Annotated in this window: 10 protein-coding genes; 1 reads left to right on the top strand and 9 read right to left on the bottom strand. The window is 73.0% G+C overall.

Features of this window, described 5'->3' with window-relative positions:
- Positions 1–338 precede the first annotated feature (338 nt).
- From ACZ60Q_RS06900 to ACZ60Q_RS06860, 9 genes are all read right to left on the bottom strand, one after another.
- On the bottom strand, positions 339–1,619 hold the full coding sequence (locus ACZ60Q_RS06900) for an MFS transporter (protein ID WP_469629443.1): 1,281 nt from the start codon (positions 1,617–1,619) through the stop codon (positions 339–341).
- Between the two features lie 114 nt (positions 1,620–1,733).
- Entirely contained in the window at positions 1,734–2,987 is a 1,254-nt protein-coding gene (locus tag ACZ60Q_RS06895) for an ATP-grasp domain-containing protein (RefSeq protein WP_469629440.1), read from the bottom strand.
- A 113-nt stretch (positions 2,988–3,100) separates the two neighbouring features.
- On the bottom strand, positions 3,101–3,322 hold the full coding sequence (locus ACZ60Q_RS06890) for an MbtH family protein (protein ID WP_469629438.1): 222 nt from the start codon (positions 3,320–3,322) through the stop codon (positions 3,101–3,103).
- Positions 3,319–5,880: a non-ribosomal peptide synthetase gene (locus ACZ60Q_RS06885; protein ID WP_469629435.1), complete on the bottom strand. Its 2,562-nt coding sequence runs from the start codon at positions 5,878–5,880 to the stop codon at positions 3,319–3,321. Before ACZ60Q_RS06885 ends, ACZ60Q_RS06890 begins: the two co-directional genes overlap by 4 nt.
- Positions 5,877–7,235 carry a cytochrome P450 gene (locus tag ACZ60Q_RS06880; RefSeq protein ID WP_469629432.1) on the bottom strand — a complete coding sequence of 453 codons (1,359 nt, stop codon included), beginning with the start codon at positions 7,233–7,235 and terminating at the stop codon, positions 5,877–5,879. The genes ACZ60Q_RS06885 and ACZ60Q_RS06880 overlap by 4 nt, the downstream gene beginning before the upstream one ends.
- A 5-nt stretch (positions 7,236–7,240) precedes the next feature.
- A complete protein-coding gene (locus ACZ60Q_RS06875; protein WP_469629429.1) occupies positions 7,241–8,122 on the bottom strand; it encodes a phytanoyl-CoA dioxygenase family protein in 882 nt (293 codons plus the stop codon).
- A complete protein-coding gene (locus ACZ60Q_RS06870) occupies positions 8,119–12,582 on the bottom strand; it encodes a non-ribosomal peptide synthetase (RefSeq protein WP_469629427.1) in 4,464 nt (1,487 codons plus the stop codon). Before ACZ60Q_RS06870 ends, ACZ60Q_RS06875 begins: the two co-directional genes overlap by 4 nt.
- Complete coding sequence (locus tag ACZ60Q_RS06865; protein WP_469629425.1) at positions 12,579–15,515, bottom strand: type I polyketide synthase; 2,937 nt, start codon at positions 15,513–15,515, stop codon at positions 12,579–12,581. The genes ACZ60Q_RS06870 and ACZ60Q_RS06865 overlap by 4 nt, the downstream gene beginning before the upstream one ends.
- The gene (locus ACZ60Q_RS06860; RefSeq protein WP_469629422.1) at positions 15,515–21,712 is read right to left on the bottom strand and encodes an amino acid adenylation domain-containing protein; all 6,198 of its coding nucleotides are present in this window, start codon (positions 21,710–21,712) and stop codon (positions 15,515–15,517) included. Before ACZ60Q_RS06860 ends, ACZ60Q_RS06865 begins: the two co-directional genes overlap by 1 nt.
- A 1,185-nt stretch (positions 21,713–22,897) precedes the next feature.
- On the opposite strand from ACZ60Q_RS06860, the gene ACZ60Q_RS06855 reads away from it, so the two are divergent.
- Entirely contained in the window at positions 22,898–23,761 is an 864-nt protein-coding gene (locus tag ACZ60Q_RS06855) for an LLM class flavin-dependent oxidoreductase (protein WP_469629419.1), read from the top strand.
- The last annotated feature ends 304 nt before the right edge of the window (positions 23,762–24,065 follow it).

The following is a 24,065-nucleotide window of genomic DNA, read 5'->3' as shown; positions in this document are numbered from 1 at the left end:
TCCGAGCTTTGGCTGTCACTGCGGTAAGCCACCTGCCGACGAGCTCAGCGGCCCGTACAGGCGATCAAGGGGCTCGGTGGGAGCCCGGGGGCGGGACTCTCGCTGCCGGAAGGTGGTCGACGGGACTTCGCCCGCACACACCGTCCCTGGGCTCCGTCTCCGTCCGGGCGTCGCCGCCTGCTGGTGGGCGACGACGCCTTATGACTGCACCGGGCGACCGGGGCGGGGGAGCGCCACCGCCGCCGGGCGCGCTCGGAGACGATGGGCCGCTGCCGTCCGGTGGGGCCCGGTCGGCAGAAGGTGCGCAAGGCGTCCGAGTCCAGGCGCCGGCACGATGGTCAGGTGGAGGTGCTCCTGGTCGCCGGGTCGGGCTCCGGTTCCGGCTGGAACTGAGGCTGGGGGGGCACCGTGCTCAGGGAGCGGGCCTCGCGGTCGAGGACCAGGGTGATGCCGACCAGGAGCATCGGGACCGCCGCCAGGGCGAACCCCCAGCGCATGTCCCACCCGACCAGCAGGCCCATGGCCGCGATCGAGAGCGGCTCCAGCGTGACCCGGGGCAGGTCCATCACGCTGCTGATCCGGCCGAGTGCCTCGGCGGGGGCCCTGGTCTGGATGAAGGTGGGCAGGGCAACGTCGCTGGAATACGCCACGCCGATGCCGAGCAGCACCAGCACCGTCACCGCCAGCCAGAGGCTGGGCAGGAAGCCCAGGAGCATGAAGGCGATACCCTCGCAGAGCGTCATTCCGATGATCAACATGCCCCAGCGTCGTGGTAGGCCGGTGAAGACCGCGCCGATGGTGCCGAGCAACTGGCCCAGTCCCCAGGCGGACAGCAGGGCCCCGAGGGCGAGCGAGTCTTCCGGGAAGCTGTTGGCGAGTGCGGGAAGCCCTACGCTGAAGAGCCCGCTGTAGCTGAGCGCGGCGGCCCCGATCAACATGAGAACGATACGGATCTCCCGGCTCCGGGCGGCGTAGCGGAGCCCGTCGACGATTTCGGTACGGATCGTGGCGATCGATTTGGCGGTTTCCCCCGCGCTTCCGGACGGCTGTTTCCGCGGCGCGGCGAGTACGGTCAGTGCGGCGAGGAAGAAGGTGCCGGCGTTCAGCAGAATGGCCGTCGGCGAACCGAAGAGGGTGACCATGGTGCCGCCGAGGATGGGGCCGAGGAGCCGGGACCCCTGCTCGCCGAATCCCACCAGCGCGTTTCCGCGGGCCAGGTGCTCGGCCGGGAGGAGCGAGGGCATGATGCTCGCGGTGGCCGGCCAGAAGAACGCCTCGGCGGCTCCGGTCAGCGCGCCGAGTGCGTAGAGATGCCAGATCTGGACGCCGTCCGCGAAGGCGATGAGGCCGAGCAGAGTGACTGCGGAGCCCCTGGTCAGGTGCGAGAGGAACATGACGGTACGGGGTGACATGCGGTCGGTCACCGCACCGCCGACCAGGAGCAGCACCCCACGCGGCACCGCCTGCACCAGCAACACCGCCGCGAGGGTGCCGACGGATCCGGTCTCCTGAAGGATCAGCCAGATGAACGCGACTTCGAAACTGTAGTCCCCGACCTGGGACAGGGTCTCACCCAGCCAGACCCGGCGGAAAGGGCGGTGAAGAAGCGGCTGGCGCACTTTATCCAGCATGGTCTGCCCCTGCCCGGTCGGAGGTTGGGTGGTTGAGGGTGCTTGCTCGCCGTCGTTGGTGTAACCGGGCGAGGGGGATGTCTTCGCTGTCAGTCGCACTATTCACTGAACCGCATACTCCAGATGGAATTTCTTGTCCAATTCCATGATGAGCCCGTGCAGGCTGTCATGGTTCTTCACTTCTCCACGCACGAAGCCGAGGCGCTGTGCGGGAAACCTCCAGTCGACCGGCTGCCCGGGTGCGGCGACCACATCGACTTCGCTCACTCCGGGCATCGCCCGCACCGCGTCGGCACCGTCGATCGACCGGAGTTCTCCGACGAGGCGCGGCGGCACGATGAAGTACTCGAAGGCGACCGCCCCGCTCGGGGCGGGAGCCGGTTCGACGTCTCTTCCCAGGGCCAGTTCGCAGGCGGTCGCAAGCAGGTCCACCCCGTGGGCCCGCCGGAGCAGATCGGCGGCCCGGCCGCCGACCCGGCCGTTGACCTCGATGACGCGCGGCCCGTCCGGTGTCAGTTTCACCTCGGTGTGCGTGACCCCGGTGTGCACGCCCAGAGCCCGTACGGCGGCCGCCGCGAGGGCGACGACTTCGCGCTCGGCCCCGGACGACAGGGTCGAGGGCAGGAACAGCCCCGTCTCCCGCAGCGGGTCGGCCAGGGCGAACTTGCCCGTCACACAGATCGTCCGCACCTCGCCACGGACGACCACGGCTTCGACGGAGACGTAGTCGCCCCAGCGTTCACCCGCCGCCGAGGGGTCTCCCGGCAGATACCTCTCCACCACGAAGACCCGCTCGTCGCCGTCGGGCATGATCTCCGCGAGTCGGCCGTGCTGCTCCGTGCGGTCCAGGCGCAGGGTGTCCTGACTGCCCGCCCCCACCCTGGGCTTGACCACCACCGGATGGCCCAGGAGCTCCACGGCGGCCAGCACCCCGGCGGCGGTGGACGCCTCCAGCGTCGGGGTGTCGTCGACCCCTGCGGCGGCAAGCGCCGCGCGCTGAGCCGTCTTGTCGGTGAGCAGCCGCACCGTCTCGGGGCGATGGCCCGGCAGTCCGAGGATGTCGGCGAGCTGGGCGGTGACCCCGAGGCAGAACTCGCTGAAGGTGACGACGGCGGCGGGCCGCTCCGCCCGCAGGACCTCCGCCGCCGCTCGGGCGTCCAGCCCGCTGATGTCGCAGACACGTGCCTGCCGCCGGATTCCGGGGAGCAGCGGCGCGACCCCGGGGACAGCGGTGTCGCAGACGAACACGATCTCGCACAGGGCGCGCGCCGCGCGCAGGACAGCGGCGGGGCCGGCGGAACCCATCCCGTAGACGACGGCGACCGTCGGAAGACCCGGTGCGGGAGGCGCGTTCATCCGCGTTCCTCCGCCGCGTCCGGAACGTTCGGAGGAACAGGGCGCCCGGCCCTGGTGGAGCCGACCGGCGCTGACGGACGGGCGGGTCGCTGGTTGGCGTTCATGGCAGCCCCTCAGCCGGCCGCGTCGGTGGGGACCCGCGCGCCGTCCGCCGGGGCGGTCCGAGCGGACTTGGGGGTCATGTCGGTCCACTCCTCCTCGATGCGGCGCAGGCACTCCTCGCGTGCCGATGCCTCGCCCGTGATGCGCCAACCGGCGGGAACATCATGGTAGGTGGGCCAGATCGAATACTGCTCCTCGTGGTTGACGACCACGTGATAGAGATCCTCGTTCATGGGGTGGCGTTCTCCTTCGTCGTGAGGGTGAGGGGGTCCAGTCCATGGCGGTCGAGGGCCGCCAGATAGAGCCTGCGCAGCAGAGGGTCGCGGATCCTGCCCCGTTCGTAGTGCGCCCGGAAGAGCCGGTCGTAGGTTTCCATCCAGACGTGGTCGGTGTGCAGGAACAGCACGTCGTGCGGGGCCATGCGACGTATCGCGAACATCCCGAGGGGGGCGACGGAGACGGGGAAGGCGGAATTGCGCACGGCTCGCTCGTCGCAGTGCGGGTGGAACTGGCTGATCATCAGTCCGTCGGTCACCGCGGCGCTCTTCAGTCCCGGGTACATCTTGTCCAGGTTGCGCCAGCCCTCGGACCCGGTGCGTGGCAGCACCACGACACGGCACTCCAGAGGCGCGCCTGTGGTGGGGCGGGCGTCGGTGACGATGGCGAAGTCGGCCATCTCGGCCTTCAGCAGGGTGCGCAGTTCGTTCGGAGAGCGGCCGTCGGTGTCGTACCGGAGGCTGAACTGGGCGGTCTTGCCGTTCAGAGCGGGCGGTACGAACGGGCAGACCGGCCCGGTGCGGCCCAGCTCGGGGTGGGCACGGCCCACGTACTCCCGCAGCCAGGTGTCGACCTCGGTGAAGTCCCGGTCCACGCGGTCCTGTGAGGGCGGGGCCACTATGCGCATCCACAGGCCGTCGATCCGTTCGAGGCCGCTGCCCGTCGGCCGGCCGGCGCGTGTCCGGACGGTCTCCTGGGATGAGGCCTTGTCCGGGTCCCCGGCGGCGCGCAGCGCGCGGAGCTGTCCGGTCAGGCCCGCGAACGTGGGATCGGCGTAGACGGATGCGAAGTCGAGGGTGACGCCCAGGCGCGTCCGCACCTCCTCGACCAGGCGCATCAACCCGATCGATGTGCCTCCGCACGCGAAGAAGTCGGCGTCGGGGCCGGCGGGAAGTCCGGTCTGCGCCTCCCACGCTTTGGCGAGGCCGGCCTCGTCCCCGCAGGGGGCGTTCGTCGCACCATCGGCGCCGGATGCGTCCGGGGCCGGGGCTGCGGCGAGGAGGGCGCGCAGGGCTTCGCGGTCCACTTTGCCGTTGGCGGCGAGCGGGAGGGCGTCCAGGGCGGTGATCCGGTCGGCGACGAGATGGCCGGGGGCCCGTTGCCGGGCGCGGGCGCGCAGGGCCGCGGTGTCCAGGGCCGCCGGGGTCACGAAGCCCGCGAGGACGGTGCCGTCGGGGCCGGGATGCGCCAGTACGGTGGCGTTGTGGACGGCGGGGTCGGCCGCGAGGATCGCCGACGCCTCGGCCAGATGGACGCGGTGGCCCCGGACCTTCGCCTCGTCGTCCGTGCGACCGCGGAAGTCCAGTGCGCCGTCCGGGAGTTGCCGTACCCGATCGCCGGTTCGGTACATGCGTACACCCGGGCCGGAGGCGAAGGGGTCGGGGAGGAAGCGTTCGGCGGTCGCGGCGGGCAGACCGAGGTAGCCACGGGCCAACCGGTCGCCGCCCAGGAAGAGTTCTCCGACAGTCCCCGGAGGGACGGGGGCCAGCCGTTCGTCGAGGATGTGGCACGACGTACCCCGCAGCGGAGTGCCGATGGGGAACGCGGTTCTGCGGGAGTCCTGCCAGGCGGAGGCCGGGCCGAGTGTGCTGAAGGTGGTGTTCTCGGTGGGTCCGTATCCGTTGATCAGCCGGGTGCCGGGGTACGCGGTGTGGAAGTCGGCCGCCGCGACCGCGGGGACGGTGTCCCCTCCGGTGATCAGGGTGCGCAGGGTGCCCAGAGCCGCTCCGTGGTGGTGGGCCATGAGAGGGAAGAGCGGGGCGGTGAGCCATGCCGTGGTCACCTCGGGCGCTGAGAGCAGTGCGGCGAGTTCGTGCAGGGCGAGGGGGTGGCGGCCGGCCGCCGTGATCCTCGCTCCGGCCAACAGCGGGGCCCAGATCTCATAGGTCGACGCGTCGAACGCCAAGGTGGAGTGCAGCAGGACCCCGTCCTCCGGGGAGAGCCTCAGGAGTTCCTGGTCGAGGGCCAGGGAGACCACTCCGCGGTGGGTGACCCCGACCGGCTTCGGCTCTCCCGTGGTGCCGGAGGTGAACATGATGTAGGCGAGGTCATCCGGTCCGCAGGGCGCGGGCGGCATATCGACGGTCCCGGGGGCGGGTGCGGCGTCCGCGAGAGCGCGGGGCTCGAAACGGGGAACGCCGAGGCCGCTCGGAGACGTCACGCCGGTGTGGAGGGTGAGCACGGCGCGGGCGCGGTCCGCCATCGTACGTACCCGCTCCGCCGGATAGGCGGGGTCCACCGGTACGTAAGCGCCGCCCGCCAGCAGCACGCCGAGCATACCCAGGACGGTGTCCCGGCCGCCGTGGCCCACGACGAGCACGGCGTCGCCGGGTGTGACGCCCAGTCCCCGAAGGGAGTGCGCCACAGCGCGGGCCCTGGCCAGCAGCTCTCCGTAAAGCACATCCCCCTCCGGATCGGTGAGGGCGACGCGCCGAGGGAACGCCTCGGCGATGACGGTGAAACGGGCCTCGATCCGGGTGGCCGGCGTCTTCGGTCTGTGCGGTGCGTCGTTCATGACGCGCCGCCACGGTGCACGGCGTCCAGCGGGTACGCCGCAGGCCGGCCGTGGGGGACGAACACCGCCAGGGGGGCGGGGTCGGGCGCGAGCGCGATGGCGGGCCGCAGCCGGGTGAGCGCGCGCTCTCCGGTCAGCTCCAGCCGTCCGTGGCCGGAGATCACGGCGGTGACCAGTTGGGCTTCCAGAAGGGAGAACTGCCGCCCCAAGCACTGATGGGGGCCTGCCCCGAAGGGGAAGTACTGCGCCACGGGCGGACGGCCGGAGAGGAACCGTTCGGGCCGGAACGCCTCGGGCTCCTCCCACAGGGCGGGCGACCGGTGAATGGCGTAGGTGCTGGCCAGGACGAGGTCGCCCGTGTCGAGCCGGACGCCCGCCACCTCCAGCGGTGCTTCGATCCGGCGGAACAGCGCCCAGGCGGGCGGGTGGAACCGGAGCGACTCCTCAACAACGGCCAGGGTGTACGGCAGGAGACCGGGCGGCATCGGCCCGGCCGTGCCCAAGGCTGGGAGATCGGTCTCCCGCACCTCCCGGCAGGTGCGGTCGTAGGCTTCCCGATCCCCGGTCAGGTTGAAGAAGATCCAGGTCAGCAGGGTGCCCATGGTCTCGACACCGGCGACGAATATGGAGAGCAACTCCTCGCGCAGGACCAGTTCGGTGTCCTCGGCCTTGTTCTGCTCCCGCAGAGCGGAGACCAGGGCGGGGAGCAGCCCCGGCTCGGCGCCGGGGCAGCGCTGTTCGCCGGCCCGGCGGGCGATGAACTCCTCCAGCGTCCGCTTGCTGTCGGCGAACGCGAGGTCGTCTCCTTCCTGGACCCGGTCGGGGGCGAAGAGCCGGCGGTCCAGATGGGCCACGGCCAGGTGCACCGTCCCGGTGAGGCGGTGCAGTTCGGCGCCGCTCATGGCCGGGTCCACCAAGCGGAGGATGATCTCGATGCTCAGGCGCTGGAGGGTGTCGGCGAGGTCGAACTCCGCACCGGCTCGGGGAAGCAGTTCGCGCTGGACGAAGTTCTCGGCGGTGTCCAGGACCAGGGTGTGCAGTTCAGCGACGGCGCGCGGTGCGAACAGGGGGCGGAGCAGGCCGCGCCGCTGCCGCCACCGCTCTCCGGAGGCCACCACGAAGAGTCCGCTGCCGACCAGTTCGCGCAGCAGGCCGCGGTGGTTACGGGTGCCGTGGGCGAGGGCGGCGGCGGCCACGGCGGGTTCGGCGACGACCAGAAGGCGCTGTCCGTCGTCGAGAGGGACGGCGCAGACGGTGCCTTCCTCGCGCATCCGGATCATCAGCCCGAGGGGGTCGTCGCCGATCTCCTTGTCGAAGGTCGCGTAGTCGAGGGAACTGGGCGTGACGGTCGCCATCGATATCACTCCGTACCGTCGTCGGCGAGCGGGACGATCTGGCCCGAGTGGTCGGTCATGACCCATCCCTCGGCCGAGCGCACCGAGGTCCGCTGCCGTTCCGCGTATCCGTCGGCGTCCTGCTGGAAGTGCCAGGCGAACGGCGGGCGCAGCAGGCGGCGTTCGACCGGGGTCCAGTCGCCGTCCGGGAGGTCTTCGGGGACCGGGGCGGGTGAGGTGTGCTGCACCATTCCCGCGGTGTACCGGCAGAAGACGACCCGGCGTTCGAAGTCGGCGGCCCAGGGCCAACTCCCGTGGGTGGTGGTGTCCGAGAAGAGGACGACCGAACCCGCCCGGACGGGGACCCGGGTGACCCAGTCCCCGGTCCTCTCCCAGCTCTGGAAGGCGTCCGGAAGGTCGAAGGCCGACTTGTGGCTGCCGGGGACCACGGCGAACCCGCCGTGCTCCGCCATGGCGTCGGTGAGGCAGAAGGCGGCGATCAGGTGGCCACCGTAGATGCGGCCGTCTCGTACCTGGTAGGAGAGCGGAGGGTACTCCCAGGGCGTGTTTCCGTTGTGGAGGATCAACGCGCCCGCTCCTTTGCGCGCGTAGAGCACCTGGCCCTCGTCGTAGCGGAGATCCGGGCCGAGGACCTCCTCCAGGTAGGGCAGCACCCGGTCATGGCCGATCAGGCTCCGGACCGGGCGCGCTGTGGTGTGGAGGGGGCCCGCGTTGGCGATGTAGGGGTTGTACTGCTTCAGGAGTCGGTAGTCGAGCTTGTTCTCGCCCTCCCAGAGGCCGTGGTGGTCGAGGGCGGCGTTGGCGTCGTCGAGTTGCCGGGGACTGAGGACGTCCTCGACGACAAGATATCCGCGCAGGTCGAACAGATACTTTTCCTCTTCGTTCATGACCTTCCCATCGTGTCCGGTTGTGGGGCGAAGGGGCTTGGCTCGGTGCCGAGGGCGACGCGGATCGCCTCCAGGCGGGCGCGCAGCTCGGGCAGGGCGAAGAGACGGGTGGCGCCGGTGAGAGTCAGCCGGAGTCCGCCGTGTCCGGCCGTTGCCGTGTGGAGCACCAGGTCGAGATCGGACCAGTGTTCGGGCAGGGTGTCCCCGGGGGGCGTGTCCGGCACCGCGGCGCGGTGGCCACGGCCCTCATGGACGATCAGCCCGGCGGCGCAGACCGGCGGCCGGACGGCGGGGTCCACCGGATCGACCAGTTCGGCGATCCGCGAGAGCGGCAGATCCGCGTGGTCCAGCGCGGCCGTCAGCGCCCGTCGGCTCTCTTCGGGGTCGGCCGTCGTCACGGCTACCGGGAGCAGATCGACGGCGCGGCCGACCAGTGAGGAGCCTTCGGCGGCCGAGCGGTGCGAGACGGGCAGGCCGATGATGACGCCGTGCCCGTCGGGGTCGATGGCGTTCGCGAACGCGCTGAGCAGGAGAGCGGTCGTCGTCGTTCCCGACGCCCGGCCGCGGGCCCTCAGCCGGGCGTGGGCGGCGGCCGGGAGCACGGTCAGTGCCCCATGGGCGCGGAAGCCGCGCGGAGCGCTGCGGCGGGCGGCGAAGGGGTCCTTGGGGATCGCGCGGAGGGTCTCCTGCCACCACCGTTCCAGCGTGTCGCGTCGGGCGTCCGCGCGCCCGTGGCGGACGCGGGCGTACACGCCGTAGTCGGCGGCGGGGCTTGTCGGCCGGCCGCCCGCGAGCAGGGTGAGAAGTTCGTCCGCGAGGATGCCCGCGGACGGGCCGTCGCCCCGGTTGCGGGCCAGTCTCAGCAGCACATGGCTGCCGACCCGCGCCCCGGCGGGTGCCAGGAGCGTCGCTGCCAGGCCCGGTGATCCGTCGGGCAGGGGCCGCTCCACCAGGTCGTTCCGCCAGTGGACCGCGGCGGGGTCGGAGGGCAGGGGGGCAAGGACGCACGGCTGCCACGGGGCGGCCTCGGGCGAGGCCCCTGGCAGGGGGCCGAGGGCGCCGTGCCGTGCCACCAGAGTGCGGACCGCGTCCTCGATGTCGGCCTGACGGGCAGGGGCGTCGAGCCGGAGCAGCAACGGGATCGGTGGCGCGGGGTGTCCGATGAGCCGCTCCAGCGTCAGCACCTGACGCTGTTCGGCGGTGAGGGCGGAGCCGTCGTCGTCGTGGGCCGGTGCGGTGTCCGCCGCCGGTGCGGTGTCGAGCAGTTCGGCGACCGTGCGGGCCAGGTCGGCGGCGCGTGGCCGGGTGAGGACGGTACGGACGGGGATGTCGACTTCCAGGGCGGTGCTCAGCGCGGCGGCGATCCGGGCCGCGCCCAGGGACGCGCCGCCCAGGTCGTAGAGGTGGTCGTCCGGCCCGGCCGACGGCAGATCGAGTTCGGCGGCGAAGGCGTCCAGCACGGCTGCCGTCACCCGGTCCTGGGGCGGGGCGGACGCGGTACGGAGGTGGTGGACGAGTCCGGTGAGCGCGCGACGGTCCACCTTGCCGTTGGCGGTTACGGGCAGTGCGGGCAGGACCCGGATCTCGGCGGGGATCATGTGGGAAGGCAGCGTCAGAGCGAGCGCGGAGCGTACGGCCGCCGGGTCGGGTCCCGGGTCGCCGGTGACGAAGGCGGCGAGCCGGGCGAGCCGCTCGCCGACCACGACCGTCGCCGCCTCGCGCACCCCGGGGACGTTCGCCAGGTGCCGGTCGACCTCCTCCAGTTCCACCCGGTGGCCGCGGATCTTGACCTGGTGGTCGCCGCGGCCCAGGAAGGCCAGGTTGCCGTCCGGGTTCCACCGCACCCGGTCCCCTGTGCGGTACATCCGGGCGCCCACCGGGCCGCCCGGTTCGGGCAGGAAGCGGTCCGCCGTCGCGGCGGGGCGTCCCACGTAGCCCCGGGCCACCCCGGCCCCGCCCACGTACAGCTCTCCCGCCGTGCCGTACGGGACGGGCCGCAGTGACGGGCCGAGGACATGGAGTCGGACGCCGGGCAGGGGGCGTCCCACGGGGACGACCCCCTCGGCCAGGCCGGGCGTGTACGGGTGGGAGGTGGCGTCGATGCAGATCTCGGAGGGGCCGTACTGGTTGTAGAGCGTTCCGATTCCCGAGCGCGCATAGCGCTCGGCCTGGGTCGCGGGCAGCGCCTCGCCGCCACAGAAGAGGATCCGTGCGGGAAGGCGGCGCAGGTCGTCGTCGGTGAGCGAGGCCAGCAGGGAGGGGACGACGTCGACGACCGTGGCCGCGTGCTCCCGGGCGGCATCCACCAGGGCGGCCGGACGGGCGCCCAGGTCGAGGCCGGGGAAGACAACGCCCGCCCCGGCGACGAGCGGGCCGAAGCACTGCCAGAAGGACGGGTCGAAGGAGAGGGGAATCGTCTGGAGCACCCGGTCGGGGGCGGCGAGGCCGATCTCCCGCCGTCGCCAGGCGAGTTCGTTGGCGAGCGCGCCCTGTGGCACGGCCACGCACTTGGGGGCGCCGGTGGTCCCGGAGGTGAACACGGCGTAGGCGAGGTCCACCGGACGGGTGCGGACGACGGGCGGCACGGGCGCGCCGGGCGCGCCGGGCGCGGCGCGGAGACTCGCGGCGCAGAGCGGGATGAGCCCGGCGAGGGTCTCGGGCGGAGCTTCGCCGGGCTCGTGCACCAGGAAGCGGACACGAGCCCCGCGCAGCAGTTCCCGTCTGCGCTGCCAGGGGTCGTCGGGGCGCAGCGGCACGGTCCAGCCACCGAGGCGCCAGATCGCGAGGGTCAGGGCGAGGTAGTCGGCGCTCGCGGGAAGCACCAGGGCGACGGCCGATCCGTAACGCACTCCGGCCCTGTGCAGCGAAGCGGCGAAGTCGCGGACTCTGGCGCGCAGAGCCCGGTAGTCGAGGTCGCCGGTCGCGTCGCGGACCGCGAAGGCGTCGGGGGTCCGTTCCGCCCAATGCGCGAAGGCGTCGTACGGCAGCGGGGGCGCGGGCGCGACGGGGCCGGCGGCGACGGTCCCGATCCGGGTCCGGTCGCCCGGATCGCGTACGTCCACCGTGGCGAGGGCCGCGCCGGGATCGCTGAGCACAGCCTCCAGGCAGCGCAGAAAAGCCTGGGCGAGTCGGCGCAGGCCCGCCTCGGTGTACCGCTGCGGGGAGCCGGTGAGCCTCAGGACGGTCCGTTCGCCGTCCGCCGCCAGTTGGACGGTGAGGTCGCCCTGGCTGCCCCGGACGCGGACGGGGAGCGGTGTGACGGTGAGCTGTCCGCAGGGCCGTGGCCGGTTGTCCTCGCTGGTCAGGACGAACGCGGCGGGCCGCGGCGCGTCGGGGAGGGCGGTGGAGTCCGTCGGGACGACGGCGTGCCGGTCTCCCGCGAGCAGTTGCTCGGTGGTCTGCTCCACCAGGGCCGCGAAGGTCGTCGCGGGGTGGACGGGGACGTCGAGCGGCATGGCGGCGACGAAGGCCCCGACCGTGCGGTCGTACCGCTCCGACGTCCGGTTGGCCGCCGGGACGTCCACCGGGACGCGGCGGGCGCCGGTGACCAGATGCCAGGTGGCCGCGAAGCCGGCGAGCCAGACCGCGTGGACGGTGGCCCGGTGGCGGCCCGCCAGTGCGCCGGCCCGCTGGATCAGGCGTGGTGGGAGGACCGTTCCGGTCTCCGGGGCGATGCGCTCCCCGTCGCCGGGAGCCGCTTGCCGGGCGAACGGCGGCTCGGCGGCTCCGTCGTGGAGGCCGGCCTGCTGCCCGGCCCAGTACCGGGCATGGGCGGTGAGTTGGGCTCGCCCCTCGGGGGAGTGCTCCCAGCGGGCGTAGTCGAGGTGCGATGCGGTGGGCGCCGGCCCGGGAAGGACGGGCGCGCCGGGTGCGGTGTAAGCATGGAGGAGCTCTTCGACAAGGACGCCCAGGGACCAGCCGTCACAGAGCATGTGATGCAGGGTCAGCACCAGGACGTGGTGGTGCGGACCCGAAACGAGGAGCACGGCCCGGACGGGGGGTGGTCCGGTGAGGTCGAAGACGTGGGTCGTCTCGTCCGCCAGCGCGGACGCGAGGGCGGCTTCGCCGCCGGACACGGTCCGCGTCTCCCACGCAACGCTCGCCAGGGCTTCGACGTGTTGCCGGGGCACACCGGATTCCCGCACGAACCGGGTGCGCAGTGCGGGGTGGCGCTCGGCGAGGAGGTTCAGGCAGGTCCGGAGCCGCGGACGGTCCAGCGGGCCGGTGAGCCGGAGGGCGAGCGGCACGGTGTACGCGGGAGAGGCGGCGGGGGCGACCTGTTCGGCGAGCCACATGCGGTACTGGGTGACGGACAGGGGGTGGCTGCCGGACGGGGCGGACGGCGGGGCGGGTTCGGCCGACGGGGCGGGCAGGGAGGTGACGCGGCCGCGGCCAGCGAGCCGTACGGCCAGCTCGGCGCGCTGCTGCGGGGTGAGCCGGTCGAGCGGGGAGCCGGTCATCGCCTCTCCTCCGTCTCGTCGAGGAGCTGTTGGATGAGCAAGCGCTCCACGAGAGCGGTCTGTCCGGATACGGTCCGGACTGCCAGGAGATCGCGGACGGGGATGTCGACCCCGAAGACCCGGCTCATACCGCGGGCGAGCCGTGCCACGGTCAGGGAGTCCCCGCCGAGCCGGAAGAAGTCCGCGCCCGCGGGAACATCTGTGACGCCGAGCTGCTCGTGCCAGAACCGCTCGATGATTCCGTCGGGGGTGGCCTCGGGGGCCGTTCCGGCGGGCTCCGCCGGAGGGACGGGGGTCTCTCGCGGGTCCGGGACGGGTGGCGGCGGGGCGGTGGGGACGCTCCAGCGTGGCCCGGAGAACGGATAGGTCGGCAGCCGTACGGGACGGCCGGACGGCTGCAGGCGACCGAGGTCCACCGGGAGACCGGCGGCCCACAGACCACCGACTGCGGCGAGCACCGCTCGGTCGCCGGAGGGGCCGGCGGGTGAGGCGAGCAGCGGCGTGGCGGACAGCCCGGCCGACTCGGCGAGCGCGCTGAGCACCCGGCCCGGCCCCGCCTCCACGGCGTGCGCTCCGGGGAATGTCGTCTTCACCGTCTCCAGCGCGGCAGCGAACCGCACGGCCACCCGTGCGGTTCGGGCGAAGTGTCCGGCGTCGACCAGGGAGCCCCCGGCAAGCAGTCGACCGTTCCCGCTCTCCACCCAGGCGAGTTCCGCGCGCTGGACATCGTCCACGGTCAGCGCCTCGCGCAGCGCGGCGGCCGCCGGCTCGATCAGCGAGGTATGGAAGGCACGGTCGGCGCGCAGCGCGCGGGTCCTGAGCAGTCCGGCGGTCTTCGCCCGGAAGGCGGCCACAGCCTCGGGCGTTCCCGCGACCACGGTGTCGGCGGCGGTGTTGACCGCGGCGACGGCCAGTTCCGCACCGTGCTCCTCGATCAGGGCCCGCGCCTGGCTCTCGCCGCAGCTCAGCGAGAGCATCGCGCCGGCGGCGCACCGCTGCATCAGCAGGCCGCGGTGTTCGACGAGACGGGCGGCGGCGGAGAGCCGCAGCGCACCGGCCACGGCCGCGGCGCTGATCTCGCCGAGACTGTGGCCGACCAGGACGCTCGGCTCCGGGCCGAGGGCGCGCAGCGCGGTCCCGGCCGCGTACTCGACGGCGAAGAGCGCGGGTTGCGCGAGCCGGGTCTCGGCCAGCCGGGCGGCGGGAAAGTCCCCGTCGTGCAGGGCACGTTCGACTTCCGCGGCGAGGGCGGGGGTGAAGGAGCGCAGACAGCGGTCGAGCGCGTCGGCGAATCCGGGCAGGACGGCACCGAAGGGCCGGGCCATACCGGGGACCTGGGTCCCCTGCCCGGGGAAGAGGAGCACCAGCGGCACGGGGTGGGCCCCGACGTGACCGGCCTTCGGAGCGGGCGTGCGCAGTTCACGGATCAGCTCCTCGGCGGTGCCGGCCACCGCGACGGAGCGGTACGGGAGTTCCGCCCGGCCCGACAGGGTGTGGCCGACGTCCGCCAGGGCGGGGGCGGTGTGATCCAGGTGGTCGGCGAGCCGGGTCCGCATGCGGTCGGCGGCCGCATGGTCCTTGGCGGAGAACACCATGAGGTGCGGGCCGCGGCCGGGCGATGCCGGGGCCGTCGTCCGGGGGGCCTGTTCGACCAACAGGTGGACATTGGTTCCGCCGACGCCGAAGGAGCTGACCGCGGCCCGGCGGGGGCCCGGGCGCGTCCAACGCTCGGCCCGGCGGGGCAGGAGCAGGGGGGTATCGTCCTGTTCCAGCAGGGGGTTGGGGTCGCTCAGGCCCGGTAGGGGCGGGATCAGGCCGTGTTCGACCACCAGCAACGCCTTGACCAGTCCGGCGAGACCGGCGGCGGCGTCGAGGTGGCCGATGGTGCCCTTGAGCGCCCCGACGTGGATCGTGCCGGGCCCCGCGCCGAGGGAGCCGTACGCCGCGGTGGCGGCCGACCATTCGATGGGATCGCCCAGGGACGTGCCCGTGCCGTGGCTCTCCAGGTAGCCGACGGTCGAGGCGTCGACCCCGGCGGTGGCCAGGGCCGCGCGGATCGCCTGCTCCTGGCCCTCGGCGGAGGGGGCGAGAAAGCCCGCTTTGGCGGAGCCGTCGTTGGTGAGCGCGGAGCCCAGCAGTACCCCGTACAGCGGCGGCGACGCGTCCTCCACGTCCTCGTAACGGCGCAGGACCATGCCGATCGCACCGGAGCCCGCCAGAGTGCCGTCGGCCGCCGCGTCGAAGGGGCGGCAGCGTCCGCTGCGCGACATCACCCCGCCCGCCAGGTGCAGATGGCCGGCCTGGGGGGCGTTGGCGGAGGCCGCGACGACGAGGGCCTGGTCGCACTCGCCGTTGTTCAGCGCCTGGATCGCCGTGTGGACGGCGGCCAGTGAGGACGAACACGCGGTCAGCACGGTGAGCGCGGGGCCTGTCAGTCCCAGTTTGTAGGCGATCCGGGTGGCGAGGAAGTCGCGCTCGTTGGCAAGGATCGCCTCCTCGAACTCCGGTGGCTCCAGCGCTCCCGCCGCCAGCAGCGTCCGCAGATGGCCGCTGCCGCTGGCCGCGGCGTACACCCCGGTGCGCGGGGAGCGGTCGGCGCCGAGCGGATGTCCGGCGTCCTCCAGCGCGGACCAGGAACATTCGAGGAGCAGGCGGTGCTGGGGGTCGAGCAGCCGGGCCTCACGGGGGCTGACTCCGAAGAAGGCGTGGTCGAACCGGTCCTGGTCCGGCAGCAGGCCGTGCACGGGCACGTAGGACGGATCGTCGGCGAGCTCGGCCGGGACCCCGGCCGCGAGGACTTCCGCCCGGTCGAGGCGGCGGGTGAGGAGCCGGCCCGCACGGACGGCGGCCCACAGTTCGCCCACATCGCGGGCTGCGGCGAAGCGGCCCGACACCCCGGTGACGGCGATGTCGAGGGATCGGTCACGGGTCATCACTCGGCCTCCTGGGCGCGGCGGTCGCGGAGCCGTCGGGCCGCCTGGTCGCGGCGGCCGCGGGTCTCGTCGGCTTCGGGGCCGGCGACCGTGCCGCGGCCCCGCCCTTCCAGCCGGGCCGAGATGTCGGCGACCGTGCTGTGCCGGAACAGGTCGAGGATCGGCAGCCGCACCCCGGTGTGCCGGTGCAGCGCCTCCTGGAGCGCCGGGACGAGCAGGGAGTGGCCGCCGGCGTCGAAGAAGTTGACCCCGGTGGGGACGTCGGCGAGGCCGAGCACCTCGCGCCAGGCGGCGACGACGTCGGCGTACCGGGGCGGCACGGGCCCGGCGGGCCGCGCGGCGGACGCGGTCCGGCGTTCGGCGGCCTCGCGCTCCAGAGCGCGCCGGTCGACCTTGCCGTTGGGGGTGAGCGGCAGCCGTGGTAGGCGGTGGATCTCGCGCGGGACCAGGTAGCCCGGCAGCCGATCGGCGAGCTCCCCCCGGAGGCGGTCGGTTGCGGCGGTTCCGGTGACGAAGGCCACCAGGCCGGCGTCGTCGACCACGACCGCGCTGTTGCGGACCCCGTCCGCGTTCCGCAGCACCGCCTCGATCTCGGCGGGCTGGACCCGGTGGCCGCGGATCTTCACCTGGTCGTCCGTCCGGCCGGCGAAGACGAGTGCGCCCTCGCCCCGCCAGCGCACCCGGTCGCCGGTGCGGTACATCCTCGCCCCCGGTGCGCCGGAGAAGGGATCGGGCAGGAAGGCGGCGGCCGTCTCGGCGCGGCGGTCCAGATAGCCGCGCGCGACGCCGGGGCCGCCCACATAGAGTTCGCCCTCGACGCCCGGCGGAACGGGGCGCAGCGCGTGGTCGAGGACATGGAGACGGTAGCCGGGCACGGGGCCGCCGATGTCGACGGGCCCGGCGGCGCGGTAGCGGCGGTAGCTCGCCCAGACGGCCGTCTCGGTGGGACCGTACTCGTTGACCAGCGCCACTTCGGGCAACAGGGCGAAGTGGTCCCGGAGCAGATCCCGCGGCAGCGGCTCGCCGGCGGTGATCACTTCGGTCAGGCTCGCCGTCGCCGGGCCGCCCGCCCGTTCGGCGGCGGCCAACAGCACCCGGTAGAGCGAGGGCACACAGAGCAGGTGGGTCACCCGGTGCCGGGTGATCAGCGCGATGAGCCGCTCGGGGTCGCGGACCTCGTCGGCGTCCGCGACGACGAGCCGTCCGCCCGCCGAGAGCGTGCCCCAGATCCCGGCCGCCGAGGAGTCGAAGGCGGGTGGCGAGAGCAGCAGGAACACCGGCTCCCGCGAGTAGACCGCGCGGCGGGCGGCGGTCGAGGCGGCGAGCGCGCCGTGCTCGATCACCACTCCTTTGGGGCGCCCGGTCGTCCCGGAGGTGTAGATCACGTAGGCGGGGTCGCCAAGGCTCGGCACGACCGGGACGAACGGCGCGGCGGGCGGGTCGATCCGGTCGATGTCGAGGATCGGCGGGCCCGACGCACTGATCCGGCCGGTGGTTCGGCCGCTGGTGAGGACCGCGGCGGGTGTGCAGTCGGCGAGTGCGGCGTGGATGCGGGTGTCGGGGTGTCCGGGATCGAGGGGGACCTGGGCCGCTCCGGCGAAGTGGACACCGAGCAGCGCGGCGGGCAGCGCCGTGGAGCGTTCCACCAGGACCGCTACCCGGGTGCCGGGTCCCGCGCCCAGGGCGGTGAGCCGCGCGGCGACGGCGAGCGCCCGTTCCCGCAGCAGCCCGTAGGTCAGTTCGCCGTCGACGGCCGCTACGGCCACCCGGTCGGGGACGCGTCGGGCGATGCGGTCGATCCGCCGGCTCACCGGGTCCGGAGGGCCGCCGGGGGAGGGGCGGTGCGTCCAGTCCAGGGTGAGCCGGGCGGGGTCCTGGTCCTCGGGCAGGGCGGCGCGGGCGGCGGGGCGGGACACGAGTGCCAGCAGAGCGCCGAGGAGGTGTTCGGCGAGCTGCCCGGCCTGTGCCGTCGGCCATCGGTCGGTACGGTGAACGACGTCCAGCCGGCCGCCGTCGGGGGTTTCCCTCAGGATGACCTCCAGGTCGTACTTGGCCACGTCGGCGGGAATCTCGACCGGGAGGCTCGCGGCTTTCCCCAGGTGCTCGGGTGCGGCCCGGGGCAACGGTTCGTGGTCGACCAGGACGTGGAAGAGGGGGGCACGGCCGGGTTCGGAGCGGACGCCGAGCTGTTGGACGAGGGCGTCGAAGGGATGGGCCCGGTGGGCGTGGGAGCGCAGCAACGCCCGGTGCGTGTGGGCGATCAGCTCGCGGCCGGTGAAGTCAGGGCGGGGGCGCAGCCGGACCGGCACCGGATTGACGAAGAGGCCGATGACCTCGCCGAAGCCCGGCGGCCGGACGTCCATGGTGGTGCCGGCCAGGACATCGCCTCCGGCCCCGTACCGGTCGGCGGTGAGTGCGAAGGCGGCCAGGGCGAGGACCAGCGGGGTGGTGCGATGGGTGCGGGCGGCCTCGGTCAGTCGGGCCCAGTCGGCGGCGTCGATCGGCTCAAAGACGGTGTCACCGGCCCAGTGGCGGTGGACGGGCTCGTCGCCGAGGGCGATCGGTGGTTGTGTGGAGACGTGGCGCAGTTCCTCGGCCCAGAACCTCTGTAGCCGTTCGGTCTCCTCGGATGTCGGCGCGGGCGCGTCGCAGGCGCGGTGGGGTGGAGCGGACGGCGCCGGTCCCCCTGCCAGCCGGTCCAGCAGTTGCCGGGTGATCAGCTCGGTGGAGTGCCTGTCGAGGACGATGTGGTGCGCGGTGAACAGCAGAACGCGTTCGTCCTCGGCGATCCGGAACACCGCCAGGGCGGCGAGGGGCTCGCCGAAGAGGTCGAACGCCCGGCGGGCCGCCCGCTGGAGCCGGGCGATGAGCCCCTCCCCGGCTGCCGTGTCCACCGACACGGTGAACGCGTCGAGCGGCCACTCGGCGCGAGCCGGGTCGCGGTCGCCGTCGACGACGCGGAGCCGCAGTTCGGGATGGGCGGCGAGCACCTCGCGCCAGGCGGTGTCGAGCCGCGCCCGATCGAGCGGACCGTAGTGGCGCAGCGCCCAGTGGACGGTGAACTCATGGCTGCCCGGTTCCGCGCGGTGCAGCAGCCACAACCGGCGCTGGGCGGCCGACAACTCCGCTTTCCCGACGTCCGGTGGCGTGAGCGCCTCCGGCGGGGTCTTTGGCCGCGCGGCCTCGAACCGCGCGCGTGCGCCGTCCGGCGTGGGGTCCCCGAAGAAGGCGGCGAGGTCGACGGCGGCGCCGTGGAGCTGGTTCAGCTCGGCGATGAACCGGGCCGCGTCCAGGGAACTGCCGCCGCTGGCGAAGAAGTTGTCGTCCCCGGCGACGGGCGGGCCGCCGAGAGTTCGCGCCCACAGGGCGCTGACCGGGTCGGCGGGGTCGGCGGGGCCGCTCGTCCGCACGGGAAGCGGCAGGGCCTGCTCGTCGACCTTGCCGCTGGGGGTGAGGGGGAAGGCGTCCACCAGCAGGACGTGCGCGGGCACGGCGGCGGAGGCGAGCTCGCCTGCGGCGGCGGCCCGCACCCGCCGGGGTTCGGGGCGGGGGCCGGACGGCTCGGGGACGACGTAGGCGCGCAGTCCCTCGGCCCCGCCCCGGCCGCTCCGCGCCACATAGGCGTCCCGGACGCCCGGGGCGCGCCGCAGGACCTCTTCGACCTCGTACGGGTCGACCCGCTGGCCGCGCACCTTCATCTGGTGGTCGGTGCGGCCGAGGTAGAGCAGGTGTCCGGCGGCGGTGAGCCGCACCCGGTCTCCGGTGGCGTACATCCGGGCTCCGGGGGCGGTCGCGAAGGGGTCGGGGAGGAAGCGTTCAGCCGTCAGGGCGGAGGCGGAGGCGTAGCCGCGCGCGACCTGCGGACCGGAGAGGTACAGCTCGCCCGCCGCGCCGACGGGTACGGGCCGCAGATCGGGACCGAGGACATGGGCAGCGGTCCCACCGACGGGCCGGCCGATGCTCGGGGTCTCGTGCTCGTCGAACCCGCACCAGGTGGTCTGGATCGTGGCCTCGGTGGGTCCGTAACCGTTGGAGCCGCGGACGCCGAGCGCACGCAGGTCGCGCCAGGTCGTCGGGTCGACGGCCTCGCCGCCGAGGTCCAGCTCCAGACCGGTGCGCCGCAGCACGTCGTCCAGGCCGAACCGGCGCATCGCGGCGAACATCGACGGCGAGGTGCTCAGCAGCCGCACGTCGTGCCGTTCCAGCCAGGCGACGGCGGCCTGGGGGTTGCGGTAGACCTCCTCCTCGGCGATCACCAGGCAACTGCCCCGGAACAGGTAGAGGAGCTGCTGGAAGAAGACGTCGAAGGAGACGGCGGCGGTCACGCCCACCCTGGCCGCCTCGGTGCCCGCGGGCTGCACGTCCACGAGGATCTCCAGGCCCCGGTGCTCGACCATCACCCCCTTGGGGCGGCCGGTGGTTCCCGAGGTGTGCAGGATGTACGCCAGGTCGTGGGGGTCCGCCGGATGGCCGGGGTGAGCGTCCGGCTCCGGCCCGGCGGGGCCGGAGCCGCCGCCCGGAGCCACCAGGGTGAACGTTCCGCCGAGCCGCTCGCGCAGCCCGGGGGCGCAGATCACGGTGCGGACTCGGGTATCGGCCAGGACGTACGTCAGGCGGGTGGCGGGCTGCGTGGGGTCGAGCGCGACGACGTGGCCCCCCGTCCGCCAGATCGCGAGCACCGATACCACCAGGGAGGCGTCGCGCTCGCAGAGGACGCCGACCGGGGAGCCCGGGCCGGAACCGGCCGCCCGCAGCGTGGTGGCGAGCGCCCGGACTTCGCGGTCGAGGGCGGCGAAGGTCGTGACGTCCGTGCCGCGGACCACCGCGGGCCGGTCCGGCGTCGCCGCGACCTGTGCGGTGAACCGCTCCATAAGGGGGATCGGCGGGCGAGGTCGCGGTGGCGGGGGGATCAGGGACGTGGTGGACGCGCTCGGCGATCGGGCCAACAGGATGCCCGGCTCCTGGGCCAGAGCGAGCAGGGTGCGGCGGACGAGGTCGAGCAGTTCGGTCGCGGCCTCCTGGGTGGTGCCTCCCCGGGTACGGCGGATCACCGACAGCAGACCGCCGCCCCGGTCCAGATGGAGATCGAATTCGAGGTCGAAGCGGGTGAGACCGTTGCCCGTCTCCACCGGGATCGCCTCGACGCCGTCGAACACGGGGGCGGGAGGCGAGCCGTGGACCTGAAAGCAGGTCGTGAGTCCGGAGGCGGCCGTGTCGAAGAGGTCGGAGCCCTCCCGGAGGGGCTCGGCCAGGTGGGTCAGCGCCTCGGCGACGGTTCCCCGGACGGCGTCGGCGAGTTCGGTGCCCGAGGCACCCGCCCGCCAGAACTGGCGCAGCGGGACCATACGCGCCAGGGAACCGACCGTGGACAGGTTCGCCGGCGTCCGTGCGGCGAAGGGGGTGGCGATCATCAGATCGGTCGCGTTGCCGTAGGCGGCGAACGACGCGTAGAGGGCGCTGAGACCGAGCAGGAAAGGAGTGCTGCGCAGCGCGCGGGCCCCGGTGCGGATGAGCCGCACCTCGGCTTCGGAGAGCGGGAGGCGGAGGGTCTCCCCGTAGGGTGTGCGCGGCCGCGGGTCGCGCGGCAGCGTGTCCGGCCAGGAGGCGTCCGCGAGCACGCGGGGCCAGTAGCCGGTCGGTGCCACGGGCTCGGACGGCGGGGCGGGGAGCGCCGGCGGGGGCAGACGGGGCGCACCAGTGACGGTGCGGGCGCGGTAGGCGGTGGCGATGTCCGCGAGCAGGACGTCCAGGGAAGCGCCGTCGCAGGCGATGTGGTGCACCAGCAGCGAGAGGAGACGACGTTCCGGGGCCTGTCGGAACAGGCTCACACGCAGGGGGCAGTCGTGGGCGAGGTCGAATGCGTGCCCGCCCACCGCCTGCCACTGGTCGACGTCGGCGGTGCTCGGGTCGTCCACGGTCCAGTGCGGCTCGGCGGGACCCGGAGTCCAGGACGGCACCTCGCCGCCGCTGTCGAGGCGCCGGGCGAAGACGGGATGGCGGGCTGCGGCTTCGCGTACCGCTTCCCTGAGGGCCCGCTCGTCGAGCGGGCCGCGGAGTTCCCAGACCCGGTGGACATTGAAGGCCTCCGGTTGGGCACGACTGGTGAGCCAGATACCGAACTCGGGGGCCGTCAGGGTTCGCCGGAGCCCGGTACGGAAAGTTGACTCCGCTGCCGCAACCGGCTCGGTTCTCTTCACTTCGGTCGCCCTTTCTCGACTTCCTGATACCGCGTGATCGATGACTCCGGACGGCGAGGATGGAGAAAGACCGGCGGAGATTACCGTACGTCGTTCGTTCTTCACGACGGTCAGCCGTGGACGTGTAGGCCGCGCCGCAGGGGAATGTGACACCGAAAGGATCGGCGCAGGGAGGCAAAAATGACCGACGGGTCAGGAGGAGACTTTACAGTGATGCCTGAAACAGAAAAGGTGCATGTGGCCGCTAGCGGTGTAAGTCCGCACTCACCCTCCCCGTTGGTCGCAACATTCGTCGATACCGGGCAGCACTGTTTCGCTGGATTTTTGAAATCCGGCGTAGGGGTCTCGGCGTCCCAAGGGCGGTCGCCGGTCACAAGTGTGCATGTGCTCCTGGCATCCCGGCAGTGTCTCTTTCGAGAATGACTGAATATATAGCCAGGCCGCCCATGGGCCGGGCGGGGAGTACCCGACCGGCCCGCCGTGCGGGGCACGGGCCGGCGCCTTGCGGGCGAGTGGGTCGAGGGCATGCCTGATAGTCCGAGGAAGCGCCGCTCACCAGGGGCGGGAGCAAGGCATGCACTGCCGATCGGGACCGGGTCCCCGGCGTGCGTGCCGAACTCTCCCCGGGCCTGCCGGGGAGCGGCGGGTCGCATCCCCGCCACCGTGTTCGCTTTCCGGCCAACGCATTCGCATGGGGCTGATGGGTTCTGGGAGAACCTGTTTTTCCCCCGGATGTCACGGCTGTCGGACGAGGTGATCCACTTTCCGCCATTTCCGGTGACTGCTTCCGGACAGGTTTCCGGAATGGGCGGGTGGTGCGGTGGGGAGATTACGCAGGACGAAGCGACTTCTTGGTGTAAGGCGGCTCCCAGAACGTCGGAGTCCGATCCGCATCCGGCGGACACGGGTGACGCTTCTCAGCGCAACCGTCCCTGTGATATTTTCCGTGCGTCCTGCGGCAGCCGCGCAGCGACCCTGTGGGAATCGTGCGGTGATCAATAGCCGAACAACTAGGGGATCGCGGATCACCGATTCGCTGGACTCCTCTCTCCCGAGGAAGCTTCTTCAGCTGTGCCGGTGAATCCGCACCGGAGGTTCCTCCGCATAAGGGCGAATGCCGCAACCGACAGGGCACACCCTGGCCGGGCCGGCCGGCGAAGGGCCCCCAACGCACTGGGAGAGATCATGTCGCTTCACTTCGGGTTCTGCTTCGGCACCGCGCTGCGCAGCCATGTCACCCAGGACGAGCTGTGGCCGCTCCTCGAGACGGTGGAGCGGTGCCGGTACGACTCGTTCTGGTTCTACAACGACAACGGGGACGCCATGCCTCCGGCGCTCGAACTGGCGAAGGAAGTGGCCCACAGGACGTCGTCCCTGCGGTTCGGCCCGCACGCGCTGGTGGCCCCGGGGCTGCTGGAGAAGACCGCACTCGCCCGTGAGCTGTCCAGGCTGCACCGGATATCCGGGGGGAGGTTCATCGCCCAGCTGGGCATCGGCGGATCCCGGGAACTGCTGATGAAGGATCAGCGCGAGGCCGCGGCCGAACTGGAGGACATCCTGCGTGAGATCGCCACCGACCCCACCGGAGCGCCCCGGCCGTTCCCGGTCTGGCTGGGCGGAAACCGGGACCGGACGGTGAAGCGGGTCGCCGCTCTGGCCGACGGCTGGGTGCCGGCGTTCATCACCCCCGCCGAGTACCGCCGCCGCGCCGGCGTCCTGCGCGGGGAACTGGACCGGCTGGGGCGACCGACGTCCGTCACCCTGGCCGTCCAGGTGGTCTATCTGCCGCCGTCCATCGACAGCCCCGGGGTCCGCGCCGAACTGGACGCCGAGGTCGCCGCCCACAGACCTGGAGCCACCAGCCGGGATGTGTACGCCATCGGCGGATACCGAGCGGTGCGGGCCAGGGTGGCCGAGTTCGTGGAGATGGGCGTCGAACATGTCATCCTCGTGCCCGCCCGCCCGGTGCTGGACTGGGAGGCCGAGATCATCGCCCTCAAGGACGAAGTGATCAACCGTTTCCGGGATGCTCCGGCCCCCCGCCCCTGACCCACGGCGCGGCGATCGTCGGGACCTTCCGCGAGGAGGAACTGGCGAGCGACGCGAGCGTCGTCAACGGACACCGGCCACAGCGCGCCCCGCGCGACGTGGCCGCCGCTGCGGCCTCCGGCGGCCCGGCCCGGCGCACGCTGAGCCTGCGCCTCCTGCTCACTGCCACCGCCTGTGCTTCTGTGCTGGAGCGACGTGCGGCAGCGGTACCGGAATGCTTGCCTTCGGCGCCTCGGGCCGTCTCGCCTTCGTGAGGGCGGCTGTGGCGAGCACGCCTCGGACCCCCTGGGCGAGGCCCAGGGGG

The sequence above is a fragment of the Streptomyces sp. NPDC104313 genome (assembly GCF_055583985.1).
Note: the sequence above shows the minus strand (reverse complement) of the source record. Positions and strands in the feature narration are given on the sequence as shown.

Coding starts and splice junctions, on each gene's coding strand:
- ACZ60Q_RS06865 (WP_469629425.1), bottom strand. CDS start 15,515: ATGACCCGTGACCGATCCCTCGACATCGCCGTCACCGGGGTGTCGGGC.
- ACZ60Q_RS06870 (WP_469629427.1), bottom strand. CDS start 12,582: ATGACCGGCTCCCCGCTCGACCGGCTCACCCCGCAGCAGCGCGCCGAG.
- ACZ60Q_RS06875 (WP_469629429.1), bottom strand. CDS start 8,122: ATGAACGAAGAGGAAAAGTATCTGTTCGACCTGCGCGGATATCTTGTC.
- ACZ60Q_RS06895 (WP_469629440.1), bottom strand. CDS start 2,987: ATGAACGCGCCTCCCGCACCGGGTCTTCCGACGGTCGCCGTCGTCTAC.
- ACZ60Q_RS06855 (WP_469629419.1), top strand. CDS start 22,898: ATGTCGCTTCACTTCGGGTTCTGCTTCGGCACCGCGCTGCGCAGCCAT.
- ACZ60Q_RS06890 (WP_469629438.1), bottom strand. CDS start 3,322: ATGAACGAGGATCTCTATCACGTGGTCGTCAACCACGAGGAGCAGTAT.
- ACZ60Q_RS06880 (WP_469629432.1), bottom strand. CDS start 7,235: ATGGCGACCGTCACGCCCAGTTCCCTCGACTACGCGACCTTCGACAAG.
- ACZ60Q_RS06885 (WP_469629435.1), bottom strand. CDS start 5,880: ATGAACGACGCACCGCACAGACCGAAGACGCCGGCCACCCGGATCGAG.